Source organism: Micromonospora sp. WMMD1082 (genome assembly GCF_029626175.1).
Lineage (GTDB): Bacteria > Actinomycetota > Actinomycetes > Mycobacteriales > Micromonosporaceae > Micromonospora.
Genome location: NZ_JARUBM010000002.1, coordinates 7,023,928 through 7,036,363, shown reverse-complemented (window position 1 = coordinate 7,036,363; position 12,436 = coordinate 7,023,928). Strand labels below are relative to the sequence as shown.

The window sequence follows — 12,436 nt, the reverse complement described above, 5'->3', positions numbered from 1 at the left end:
TTCAGCCTGCGGTTCGGTCGGCCGGGCCGCGCAGGCGGTGCAGGCGCAGGGCCAGCTGCACCTCCAGGGCCCGCTCGGGCCGCTGCCAGTCGGCGCCGAGCAGCTGCCCGACCCGCTCCAGCCGCTGGGTCACCGTGTTGACGTGCACGTGCAGCTGCTCGGCGGCGCGGGCCAGGCTGCCGCCCACCCCGAAGTACGCCTCCAGGGTCCGCACCAGCGCGGTGCCCCGGCGGGCGTCATAGTCGACCACCGGGCCGACGGTGGCGGTGAGGAACCGGCTGACGTCCGCGTCACCGCCGTCGCCGACCGTGCCCAGCAGCAGCCCGACGAAGCCCAACTCGGCGGTGCTCGCGCCCTGCCCGGCCCGGCCCAGCGCGCCGAGCGCGGTCAGGCAGCGGTCGGCCTCCCGGAAGGCGGCGGCCAGCGACGCCGGGCCGGTGGACGGGCCGCTCGCCCCGGCGGTCACCGGCCGTCCGGTGATCCGCGACAGGTCCCGGGCCACCGCCCGGGCACTGCCGCCGGCGTCCTGCCCGGGCAGCATCAGCGCCACCCGGCCGTCGCGCGCCGCGGCCAGCCCGCCCCGGGTCGAGGCGTACGTGGTGGCCCAGGAGAGCGCCCGCTGCCGGGCCGAGCCGGTCGCCGCGATGGCGTCGTCGCCGACGGCCACCAGCACGTACGGTGCGTCCAGGTCCACGCCGAGGCGGCGGGCCCGGCTGCGCAACGCCTCGGTGTCCCGCAGCGGCCGGGCGATCAGGTCGTCGAGCAACTCGCCCCGGACCCGGCCCTCCGCCTCGGCGACGGTACGCCGGAACAGCAGCAGCAGGGCGGTCACCAGGGCGGCCCGCTCCAGGATCCGCTGGTCGGCGTCGGCCGGTTCGCCATCGGGGCGCAGCACCAGCACGCCCAGGTTCTCCGCGCCGGCCACCACTGCGGCGTACCACAGCGTGCCCCGGCGTACGCTGCGTCCCTCGGTCCGCGACGCGGCCACCGCCTCGACGATCTCCGCCCGGTCCGGCTCCTCGATCTCGCCGACCCGGGCCAGCCGCCGCCCCTCGGCGTCCAGCGCCAGCAGCGCACCGCCGAGCACCTCGGTGACCGCCGCCGCCACGTCCTCCACCCCGCCGCCGCGCAGCACCAGGGCGGTCATCCGGTCGTGGGCCGCCGCGGCCCGCTCCACCGAACTGCTGTGCGCGCGGATGGTGGTGTTGGCCGAGGAGAGCTCCTCCAGCGCCGCGCGGGTCTCGGCCAGCAGCCGCGCGGTGTCGATCGCCACCGCGGCGTGGGCGGCCAGCGAGAGCAGCAGCGCCACCTCCTCGCGGGCGAACGGCCGGGCCGACCGGTTCGCCGCGTAGAGCACGCCGATGCTGGTCGAGCCGAGCCGCAGCGGCACCCCGAGGATGGCCACCAGGCCCTCCTCACCCACCCCGGCGTCGATCTCCCGGGTGTGGTGGAAACGCTCGTCCTGCGGGTAGTTCGCGGTGACGTACGGGGCTCCCGACTGGGCCACCAGGCCGCCGAGCCCGGCACCCATGGGCAGCCGCAGCCGCTGGAACCGGGCGGAGACCGAGCCGTCGGTCACCCGCATGTAGGTGTCGCCGCGCTCGGCGTCGTTGAGCGTCATGTAGGCGACGTCGGCGCCGAGCAGGTGCCGGGCGCGGTGCACGATCGCCCGCAGCACGTCGTCCAGGTCGCGCAGCCCCGCCAGGTCGCTGACCGTGTCGTACAGGCCGGACAGCTCGCTCTCCCGGCGGCGGCGGCGCTCCAGCAGCGCGCGGACCCGCAGCGCCACCGTCTTGGCCTGCTCCAGCTCGGCGATCCGGTCGGCGGGCAGCCCGGCCGACCGGGCGGCGACCAGCGGTCCCTCGAACTCGACCGCGGCCGCCTCCCGGGCCAGCAGTTCCAGGAACTCCACCGGCGACGACATGACCGACATTGTGCGGGTGGCCGGCGCTAGTTCGCCGTCCAGCCCCCGTCGAGCGCGATCGAGGCGCCGGTGAGGAACGCCGCCGGCGGGGAGCAGAGGTAGGCCAGCAGCTCCGCCACCTCCTCGGGCTCGATCAGCCGCTTGATCGCCGCGCGGGCCAGCATGATCTTCTCGATCACCTCGGTCTCGGCGATGCCGTGGGTGGCCGCCTGGTCGGCGATCTGGCTCTGCACCAGCGCGGTGCGCACGTACGCCGGGTTGATGCAGTTGGCGGTCACCCCGTGCGCCGCGCCCTCCAGCGCCACCACCTTCGACAGCCCCTCCAGGGCGTGCTTGGCCGAGACGTACGCCGCCTTGTACGGCGAGGCCCGCAGCCCGTGCACCGAGGAGATGTTCACGATCCGGCCCCAGCGGCGCGCGTACATGTGTGGCAGTGCCCGCCGGATGAGCAGGAACGGCGCCTCGACCATCACCCGCTGGATGTACTCGAAGCGTTCGACGGGGAACTCCTGCAGCGGGGCGACGTGCTGTAGCCCGGCGTTGTTGACCACGATGTCCACGTCGGCGTCGAGCCGGTCCACCGCCTCGGGGTCGGCCAGGTCCACGCCCTCGGCCCGGCCGCCGGCCTCGGCGGCCACCAGCTTGGCCGCCTCGACGTTGCGGTCCACCACCAGCACGCTGGCGCCGGCCGCGGCCAGCCGCAGGGCGCAGGCCCGGCCGATGCCGCCGCCCCCGCCCGTCACCAGGGCGGTACGACCGGAGAGGTCGACGTTCACGACGTGGGGGACCGCCACGGGTTCTGCCGTCATGGCGCATGAAGTTACGAGCTGTGTGGCCGATCGCACATGGCGTCGCGGCACATACTCCCGCCGGATTCTGTGGCCGGCCGCGACACCACCGCCCGCACGACGTGACGACGTGCTCGCCGGCCCGCCCCGACGGTCGTGTCTCGGCGTGTCTCGCGGCGTGGTGGCGGCGATCGGCGGGCGTGTCCCGCGGCGCGGCGTGGCGACGGCATCGGTAGGGTGTCGAACACACGTACTGGGAGGAGGCGGCGTGCGGGTGCTCGGCGTCGACCCGGGGCTGACCCGGTGCGGGGTCGGCGTGGTCGAGGGGGTGCCCGGCCGGCCCTGCACGCTGGTCGCCTACTACGTCGTCTACACCGATCCCGCCGACGAACTGCCCACCCGCCTGCTGCACCTGGACCGCTCCCTCACCGGGCTGGTCGCCGAGCACCGGCCGGACAGCGTGGCCGTGGAGCGGGTGTTCAGCCAGCACAACGTGCGTACGGTGATGGGCACCGCCCAGGCCAGCGGGATCGCGGTGCTGGCCGGGGCGCGCGCCGGGCTGCCGGTGCAGACGTATACCCCGAGCGAGGTGAAGGCGGCGGTGACCGGTTCCGGTCAGGCGGACAAGGCCCAGATGACCGCGATGGTCACCCGGTTGCTGCGGCTGCCCGAGCCGCCCCGGCCGGCCGACGCGGCGGACGCGCTCGCGCTGGCCATCTGCCACGTGTGGCGCGGTGGCACGCGCTCGAAGCTGGCCGCCGCCGCGGATCGGGCCCGACGAGGAGGAGCGAGATGATCGCCAGTGTGCGTGGCGTGGTGATCGCCACCGGTCCGGACCACGCGGTGATCGAGGTCGGCGGGGTCGGCCTGGCCGTGCAGTGCGCCCCCGGCACGATCGCCGACCTGCGGGTCGGCCAGCCGGCCCGGTTGGCCACCAGCCTGGTCGTCCGGGAGGACTCGCTCACCCTCTACGGCTTCGCCGACGACGACGCCAAGTCGCTGTTCGAGCTGTTGCAGACCGCCAGCGGGGTCGGCCCGCGCCTGGCGCAGGCGGTGCTCGCCGTGCACACCCCCGATGCCGTACGCAAGGCGATCGCCAACGCCGACCTCGCGGCGCTGACCCGGGTGCCCGGCATCGGCAGGAAGGGCGCCGAGCGGCTGGTGCTGGAGCTGCGCGACCGGATCGGTCCGGTCGCGGTGGGTGCCGACGGTGCGGCCGGGGTCACCGGTGGCGCGTGGCCCGAGCAGGTCCGCCAGGCGCTGATCGGGCTCGGCTGGACGGCCGGGCAGGCCGACCAGGCGGTCGCCGCCGTCGCCGAGACCGTCGACGGACCCACCCCGCCGGTGCCGGTGCTGTTGAAGCAGGCCATCCGGCTGCTGGGCCGGACCCGGTGACCGGCGACAACCTGGTCTCGGCGTACGTGGCCGACGCCGAGCAGGAGGCGGAGGCCAGCGTCCGGCCCAGGCGGCTGGACGAGTTCATCGCCCAGCACCGCGTCCGTGACCAGCTGGACCTGCTGCTACAGGGGGCGATGCGGCGCGGCTCCCCGCCCGACCACATCCTCCTGTCGGGCCCGCCCGGCCTTGGTAAGACGACCCTGGCCAACATCGTCGCCGCCGAGCTGGGCACCGGCATCCGGGTGACCAGCGGGCCGGCGATCGAGCGCTCGGGCGACCTGGCGGCGATCCTGACCAGCCTGGCCGAGGGCGACGTGCTCTTCATCGACGAGATCCACCGGATCGCCAAGCCGGCCGAGGAGCTGCTCTACAGCGCGATGGAGGACTTCCGGGTCGACGTGGTGGTCGGCAAGGGGCCGGGCGCCACCGCGATCCCGTTGGACGTCGAACCGTTCACGCTGGTCGGCGCGACCACCCGCTCGGGCCTGCTCACCGGCCCGATGCGGGACCGGTTCGGCTTCGTCGCGCACCTCGACTTCTACGCACCGGGCGACCTGGAGACGCTGCTGCACCGCTCGGCGCGCATCCTCGGGGTGCCGATCACCGACGACGGGGCGGCGGAGATCGCCGGCCGCTCGCGCGGCACGCCGCGCATCGCCAACCGGCTGCTGCGCCGGGTGCGGGACTTCGCCGAGGTACGCGCCGACGGCGTGGTCACCGTCGATACCGCCCGCGCGGCCCTGACCGTGTACGACGTGGACGCGTTGGGGCTGGACCGGCTCGACCGGGCGGTGCTGACGGCGCTGGTCGGCTCGTTCCGGGGCGGCCCGGTCGGCCTGTCGACCCTGGCCGTGGCGGTGGGGGAGCAGCCGGACACGGTGGAGGAGGTCTGCGAGCCGTTCCTGGTACGGGCCGGTCTGCTGGCCCGTACGCCCCGGGGGCGGGTGGCGACCGAGGCCGCCTGGCACCATCTGGGTCGTACGCCCCCGAATGGTACATTTGCCACCGATGATCCTGTCGCGCCCGACCTGTTCTCGGTGGACACCGACCAGCCGTGATCTGTTCGTGATCTGTGCCGCATTCGGCGTTCCCAGGCAGAGCGACTAGACTCGCCGCGGTCTGTACAGGATGTGAAAATCCGCCTCCGTTCCGGCGTTGACGCGCCGATCGGGGCCAATGGGAAGGTCGACAACCGTGTTCAACGCAGCAGAAGGCGGCGCCGGAGCGGGCGGTTTCACGCCGATCCTCCTGATCGCCCTGCTCTTCGGCGTCATGTACTTCATGATGATCCGTCCGCAGCAGAAGCGCCGCCGCGAGGCCGAGGCGATGCAGTCCGCGCTCTCCCCGGGCGACGAGGTGGTCACCATCGGCGGGCTCTACGGCACGGTCACCGGTGTCGAGGACGACAGCGTGCTGCTTGAGGTCGCTCCCGGTGTGCAGACCCGCTACGCCCGCCCGGCGATCGCCCGGGTGGTCACCCCGGCGGAGCGTCCCGTCGAGTCGACCGCCGAGGAGACCGACTCCGTCAAGGAGTGAGCACCCCGCCCACCCGGTCGCCGGTCCGCCGGCAGACCGGGCGGGGAGGCGACCACCCGCACGCGTCCCCGAGCGGGTGGTCGCCTCGACGCACGGAGCGAGACAACTGGATAGCAGGCCGACGCCGGGCGTCGGCGCGCCGGCTCGCCCCGGTCCACGCGCCCGCGTCGACCCCCCGAGGCGGCGCCGGCCCGGGCGCCGTCGGAAGGCAGACTGTCGGCCGGGCCCCGGCCGACCCGCCGCCGCGCCCGCGGCGGCGTGACCACAGGGAGACAGGACAGCCGTGGCACCACCTCAGGGACAGATGCGCCCGGGACGGCAGTTGGCCGTGCTCGGGGCGATCTTCGTCGTCCTCTATCTGTTGGCGTTCTTCTCGGGCGGTGCCAGCGGCGGCTGGAAGGACCGGCTCGAACCGCGCCTCGGTCTTGACCTGGTCGGCGGCACACGGCTCACGCTGGAGGCGACCAACACCCTCGACGGTCGGGCCCCGACGGCGGACAATCTCGAACGGGCCCGTCAGATCATCGAGAGCCGGGTCAACGCGTACGGCGTCGCCGAGGCCGAGGTGGTCACCGAGGGCGACCGCAACATCGTCATCTCCCTGCCCGGCGAGAACCGCGACCTGAGCGAGGTCGGCAGCGCCGCCGAGCTGCGCTTCCGCAAGGTGCTGAAGATCGCCGACGGCAGCGGGTCGGTGCCGTCGCCGGCACCGACCGAGAGCCCCGAGCCCGAGGCGAGCCCGACCGGCACCCCGAGCCCGACCGGCACCGCCAGCCCCACGCCCGACGCCGAGGCCACCGCGTCACCGTCGCCCGGCGGCCAGGGCGGCGGCGCACCCACCCCCACCCCGTCCGAGTCGCCGAGCGCCACCCCGTCGCCCGCCGCGACCGAAGACGTGCCGCAGAGCATCGAGGAGCAGCGCCAGGCCGTCGAGCAGAAGGTCGGCGCCGAGGCGTGGGCCGCGGCGAGCGGGCTGCAGGCGCCGGCCGACCTGAGCGCCGACCCGTCGCTGGCCGAGACGCTCAAGCCCTTTGCCGAGCTGAGCGGGCGCGAGGTCGCCGTACTGCCCGCGCAGATGCAGTTCAACGTGCCGACGATCGGCTGCCTCCAGCTCGACGACCGGCCGCCGGCGTCCATCTCCGACCCGGAGCAGCAGGCCGTCGCCTGTGAGGGCGGCTACGCCAAGAACCTGCTGGACGTCGCGAAGGTGCTCGGCACCGACGTCTCCGGCGCGACCGCGGTGCGCGACCAGACCATGCAATGGGTGGTCAGCCTCAACTTCACCAGCGCCGGTCAGGACAAGTGGACCGCACTGACCCGCGAGGCGTTCAACAACGACGCACAGGCGTGTGACGCCTCCGCGCTCGGTGACGAGGGCAAGTGCCGCGTCGCCGTGGTGCTGGACAACCAGATCATCTCGTCGCCGCAGATCCAGGGCGTGCTGACCGGTAACTCGCAGATCACCGGCAACTTCACCAACGCCGAGGCCAGCGAGCTGGCCGGCTACCTCAGCTACGGCGCGCTGCCGGTCACCTTCGAGGCGCAGGAGCAGCAGAACGTCACCGCCACCCTGGGCGCCAGCCACCTGCGGGCCGGTCTGCTCGCGGCCGGCATCGGCATGCTGCTGGTCATCATCTACTCGTTCTTCTACTACCGCCTGCTCGGCTCGGTGATCTTCCTGAGCCTGGTCCTGTCGGGCCTGCTGCTCTTCGGCGCCCTGGTGGTGCTCGGCCGGCAGATCGGCTTCACGCTCACCCTCGCCGGCATCGCCGGCATCATCGTCTCACTCGGTGTGGCGGCGGACTCGTTCGTCATCTACTTCGAACGGCTCAAGGACGAGATCCGGGACGGCCGCAGCCCGCGTAGCGCGGTGCCCCGAGCCTGGATCCGGGCCCGCCGGACGATCATCTCGGCGAACGCGATCACCATCCTGTCGGCGCTGGTGCTCTACATCGTCTCGGTCGGCACGGTCAAGGGCTTCGCCTTCGCCCTCGGCCTGGCCACGGTGCTCGACCTGCTCGTCGTCTTCCTCTTCAGGCATCCGGTCATGACGATGTTCGCCCGCACCAGGGCATTCCTGTCCCCGCGGGTCAGCGGGCTCGGCCGGGTCCTGCCGGCCCGGTCGGAGCAGCCTTCGCCCCGCAACCAGCGCGTCAAGGAGGCCTGAGATGGCTGAGACTGGTCTGGCCGCCCGCCTCTACCGAGGCGAGGCCGGCCTCAACATCGTCGGCCGGCGCCGAGCGTGGTTCACCATCGCCGCCGTGCTGGTGGTGATCGCGCTCAGCAGCGTCATCTTCCGCGGGTTCAGCCTCGGCATCGAGTTCGCCGGCGGCAACTCGTTCCAGATCCCGACCAGCGTCGGCACCATGGAGCAGGCGGAGGCCCGTGCCGACGAGGCGCTGACCAGCGCGGGCGGCGGTGCCCACGTGGTCACCGCCCAGCGGGTCGGCGGGGGCGGCGGCGAGTTCTACGAGCTGCGCACCACCGAACTCGGCGCCGAGCAGGCCGAGGCGGTCCGGATCGAGATGGGCCGGCTCTTCAACATCGATCCGGCGGAGATCGCCAGCAACCGGGTCAGCGAGGCGTGGGGTAGCCAGGTGACCAACCGGGCCCTGCTCGGTCTGGTGATCTTCCTCGCGCTGGTGACGGTCTACCTGGTCCTGCGCTTCGAGTGGCAGATGGCCGTCGGCGCCATCTTCTCGCTGGTGTCGAACCTGATCCTCACCGCCGGCATCTACTCGATCGTCGGCTTCGAGGTCACCCCGTCGACGATCATCGGATTCCTCACCATCCTGGGCTTCGCCATGTATGACGTGGTGGTGGTCTTCGACAAGGTGCAGGAGAACACCAGAGGGATCACCGCGAACAACAACCAGACGTACGGCGAGGCGGCCAACCTGGCCGTCAACCAGAGCCTGATGCGGTCGATCAACACGTCCGTGGTCGCCCTGCTGCCGGTCGGCGGCATCCTCTTCATCGGTGCCGGCCTGCTCGGCGCGGGCACCCTGAAGGACCTCGGCCTGGTGCTCTTCGTCGGCATGGCGATGGCCTTCGTCACCTCGATCACGCTGGCCACCCCGCTGCTGGTGGTGCTCAAGAACCGCGACCCGCGGATCCAGGCGCACAACAAGCGGGTGCAGGCCCGCCGGGCCGCGATCGGCCGGGGCGAGACCCCGGCGAAGCCGGCCGCCTCCCGGGCGGCCGAGCCGCGCGACGAGGAGCCGGTGACGGCGGAGCCCGACGCGGCGCTGGCCGGGGCGGCGGCACCGAAGGTCGGCGCCCGTCCGGGTGGCAAGCGCTCCGGCGGGGCCCGGGGCGGGCGCCCGCGTGGTGGCGGCGGAAACCGCCCGGGCGGCGGAAAGCGACGCTGAGGACGCCGGGGGCCACCCGGTAGGAACCGTACCGGCGGCGTCCTGCATGCTGTGACGAGCAGCGTGCGGGACGCCGCCGTCGCGTGGAAGGGAAACGGAACGCCGTGACGGAGACCCACAGCACCGTGGTACGCGGGGACAGCGGGCCGGAGACGGCCCGGTTGGTGGCCAGCCGGGTGCTCGACGTGCCCGACTTCCCCAAGCCCGGCGTCATGTTCAAGGACCTGATGCCGTTGTTCGCCGACGGTGACGCCTTCCGGGACGTGATCGACGGGATCGTCGCGTACCACGGACGGGAGTCGTTCGACACCGTGGTCGGCATCGAGGCGCGGGGCTTCGTGGTCGCCGCGGCCATCGCGTACGCGACCGGCCTCGGCGTGGTGCCGGTGCGCAAGGCCGGCAAGCTGCCCCGGGCCGCCTACGCCGCCTCCTACGCGCTGGAGTACGGCGAGGCCACGCTGGAGGTGCACCAGGACGCCTTCACGGCCGGTCACCGGGTGCTGGTGGTCGACGACGTGCTCGCCACCGGGGGCACCGCCGCGGCCACGCTGGACCTGGTGGAACGGGCCGGCGGCACGGTGGCCGGCTTCACCGTGCTGCTGGAACTGGCCTTCCTCGGCGGCCGGGACCGGCTGGCACCGCGTCCCGTCCATGCCCTGTTGACCGTCTGAGGCGCGTCGACACCGGGCGGACCCGGCACAGTCCGTCCGGCGGAGCGGCACGGCACCCCCGGGGCGGGTAGCATTGCCCATTGCTGACCGGGCGGTCACCCGTCTGAGCGGCGCTAGACCAGGCCGGCCGGCGCACGGTCGGTGTTTCCCGGCGAGCGGTGAGGAGGCCGGTGTCCCACGATGTCGTCCCTCCGGCGGAGGGCACGGTGCACCCGACAGGTGACGCGGACGGCTCGCTGGCCGAGCACAACGGTGCCGCACCGGCGCCGGGCGGCGGAACCGGCGCGGCGGGGCCCACCGGCGACGCCACCCGTACGCCCGCCGACGCCGACGTCGCGGCGACCGAGACCACCGCGGACTCCTCGGCCGGCAGCGGCTTCGCGCTGTCCCACGCGCCCACCGGGCGCCGGGTCCGGGCGCGCCTGGCGCGGTTCAACGCGCCGTGGCAGTCGTCGCAGGTCAGCGAGGTGCTGGAACCGCTGATCTCGTCACACCGGGAGAATCACCCCAAGGCCGACGCGCGGCTGCTCCAGCGGGCCTTCGACACCGCGGCGCGCTGGCACTCGGGTCAGTACCGCAAGTCCGGCGACCCGTACATCACCCATCCGCTGGCCGTGGCGACCATCCTGGCGAACCTCGGCATGGACACCACCACCCTGGTCGCCGCGCTGCTGCACGACACCATCGAGGACACGGAATACTCCCTCGACCAGATGCGCGCGGACTTCGGTGGCGAGGTCGCCCTGCTGGTCGACGGGGTCACCAAGCTCGACAAGGTCAAGCTCGGCGACGCGGCCAAGGCCGAGACGATCCGCAAGATGGTCGTCGCCATGGCCAAGGACCCGCGCGTCCTGGTGATCAAGCTGGCCGACCGGCTGCACAACATGCGGACGCTGACCTTCCTGCCCCGCCCCAAGCAGGAGCAGAAGGCGAAGGAGACGCTGGAGATCCTCGCCCCGCTGGCCCACCGGCTCGGTATGAACACGATCAAGTGGGAGCTGGAGGATCTGGCCTTCGGGACGCTCTTCCCGAAGCGGTTCGAGGAGATCAACCGGCTGATCGGGGAGCACCAGCCGCAGCGGGAGGCGTTGCTGCGGCAGGTGACGCAGAAGGTGCAGACCGACCTGAAGGCCGCCAAGATCAAGGCGGAGACGACCGGTCGGCCGAAGCACCTGTACTCGATCTACCAGAAGATGATCGTGCGGGGTCGGGACTTCAACGACATCTATGACCTGGTGGGTGTGCGGATCCTGGTCGACACGGTGCGGGACTGCTACGCGGCGTTGGGGGTGATCCACGCGAACTGGCAGCCGGTGCCGGGCCGGTTCAAGGATTACATCGCGATGCCGAAGTTCAACATGTACCAGTCGTTGCACACGACGGTGATCGGGCCGACCGGTAAGCCGGTGGAGATGCAGATCCGGACGTACGCGATGCACCGTACGGCGGAGTTCGGTATCGCGGCGCACTGGAAGTACAAGGAGCACAAGGGCACCCAGATCGTCGGGCCGCCGGCGCACATCGACGAGATGACCTGGCTGCGGCAGTTGCTGGACTGGCAGCGGGAGGCGGCGGATCCGAGCGAGTTCCTGGACGCGCTGCGGTTCGACCTGTCCAGCCAGGAGGTGTACGTCTTCACCCCGAAGGGCGACGTGATCCCGTTGCCGACGGGGTCGACGCCGGTGGACTTCGCGTACGCGGTGCACACCGAGGTGGGGCACAAGTGCATCGGGGCGCGGGTCAACGGCAAGTTGGTGCCGTTGGAGTCGACGCTGTCCAACGGCGACGTGATCGAGATCTTCACCTCGAAGTCCGACACGGCCGGCCCCACGCAGGACTGGTTGGGCTTCGTCAAGAGTCCTCGGGCGCGGACGAAGATCCGACAATACTTCAACAAGGAGCGGCGCGAGGAGGCGATCGAGGAGGGCAAGGACGCGATCGTCAAGGCGATGCGTAAGCAGGGCATGCCGTTGCAGCGGATGCTCACCTCCGACAACCTGATGGCGATCGCCCGGGATCTGCACCTGGCCGACGTGGCGTCGCTGTACGCGGCGGTCGGCGACAGTCAGGTGTCCGCGCAGTCGGTGGTGCAGAAGCTGATGGCCTCCTACGGTGGCGAGGAGGGCGCGGCGGAGGACATCGCCGAGACCGCCGTGGCCACCCGACCGCCGCGCAGCCGTGCCTCCAGCCACGATCCGGGTGTGGTCGTCCGCGGCGTCAGCGACGTGTGGATCAAGCTGGCCCGCTGCTGCACGCCGGTGCCGCCGGACACCGTCTTCGGCTTCGTGACCCGCTCCGGCGGGGTAAGCGTGCACCGCGACGACTGCGCCAACGCCGAGGACCTGCGCGCCCAGGGCGAGCGGGTGGTCGAGGTGAACTGGAAGCTCACCTCCGCCTCGACGTTCCTGGTCGCCATCCAGGTCGAGGCGCTGGACCGGCACAAGCTGCTTGCGGACGTCACCCGGGTGCTCTCCGACGAGCGGGTCAACATCCTCTCCGCCACCGTCACCACCACCCGCGACCGGGTGGCCGTCAGCCGGTTCAGCTTCGAGATGGCCGACCCCAAGCACCTGGGCCACCTCCTCGCCGCCGTCCGCAAGGTAGACGGCGTCTTCGACGCCTACCGCGTAACCTCCGGCGCCTAACCCCACCCCCCGGGGCCGGACCCCACCCCGCGCTCTCTCGGTTGATCATGAAGTTAGCGGGCGCTTTGATCTCCAAAACACCCGCCAACTTCATGATCAACGG

10 protein-coding genes are annotated in these 12,436 nt (G+C 72.4%); 8 read left to right on the top strand and 2 right to left on the bottom strand.

Features of this window, described 5'->3' with window-relative positions; translation table 11 throughout:
* Position 1: 1 nt before the first annotated feature.
* Positions 2-1,933, bottom strand: coding sequence for a helix-turn-helix domain-containing protein (locus tag O7615_RS32320; protein ID WP_278181580.1), 1,932 nt, complete (start codon positions 1,931-1,933; stop codon positions 2-4).
* 17 nt (positions 1,934-1,950) lie between these two features.
* Positions 1,951-2,733 (bottom strand): 3-hydroxybutyrate dehydrogenase, encoded by a 783-nt coding sequence (locus tag O7615_RS32315; RefSeq protein WP_278181579.1) that lies wholly within the window; start codon positions 2,731-2,733, stop codon positions 1,951-1,953.
* Positions 2,734-2,980: 247 nt separating this feature from the next.
* Between O7615_RS32315 and ruvC the strand changes: the two genes are divergently transcribed.
* The 8 genes from ruvC (at position 2,981) to O7615_RS32275 (ending at position 12,333) form a co-directional block, all read left to right on the top strand.
* Positions 2,981-3,508 carry a crossover junction endodeoxyribonuclease RuvC gene (gene ruvC, locus O7615_RS32310; protein ID WP_278181578.1) on the top strand — a complete coding sequence of 176 codons (528 nt, stop codon included), beginning with the start codon at positions 2,981-2,983 and terminating at the stop codon, positions 3,506-3,508.
* Positions 3,505-4,107 (top strand): Holliday junction branch migration protein RuvA, encoded by a 603-nt coding sequence (gene ruvA / locus O7615_RS32305; protein WP_278181577.1) that lies wholly within the window; start codon positions 3,505-3,507, stop codon positions 4,105-4,107. The genes ruvC and ruvA overlap by 4 nt, the downstream gene beginning before the upstream one ends.
* The gene (gene ruvB, locus O7615_RS32300; protein ID WP_278181576.1) at positions 4,104-5,168 is read left to right on the top strand and encodes a Holliday junction branch migration DNA helicase RuvB; all 1,065 of its coding nucleotides are present in this window, start codon (positions 4,104-4,106) and stop codon (positions 5,166-5,168) included. Before ruvA ends, ruvB begins: the two co-directional genes overlap by 4 nt.
* Positions 5,169-5,304: 136 nt before the next feature.
* Entirely contained in the window at positions 5,305-5,646 is a 342-nt protein-coding gene (gene yajC, locus O7615_RS32295; protein ID WP_278181575.1) for a preprotein translocase subunit YajC, read from the top strand.
* 283 nt (positions 5,647-5,929) lie between these two features.
* A complete protein-coding gene (secD, locus tag O7615_RS32290) occupies positions 5,930-7,813 on the top strand; it encodes a protein translocase subunit SecD (RefSeq protein ID WP_278181573.1) in 1,884 nt (627 codons plus the stop codon).
* Position 7,814: 1 nt separating this feature from the next.
* On the top strand, positions 7,815-9,017 hold the full coding sequence (gene secF / locus O7615_RS32285) for a protein translocase subunit SecF (RefSeq protein ID WP_278181572.1): 1,203 nt from the start codon (positions 7,815-7,817) through the stop codon (positions 9,015-9,017).
* A gap of 104 nt (positions 9,018-9,121) precedes the next feature.
* Positions 9,122-9,688, top strand: coding sequence for an adenine phosphoribosyltransferase (locus O7615_RS32280; RefSeq protein WP_278181571.1), 567 nt, complete (start codon positions 9,122-9,124; stop codon positions 9,686-9,688).
* Between the two features lie 170 nt (positions 9,689-9,858).
* Positions 9,859-12,333 carry a bifunctional (p)ppGpp synthetase/guanosine-3',5'-bis(diphosphate) 3'-pyrophosphohydrolase gene (locus O7615_RS32275; RefSeq protein WP_278181570.1) on the top strand — a complete coding sequence of 825 codons (2,475 nt, stop codon included), beginning with the start codon at positions 9,859-9,861 and terminating at the stop codon, positions 12,331-12,333.
* The last annotated feature ends 103 nt before the right edge of the window (positions 12,334-12,436 follow it).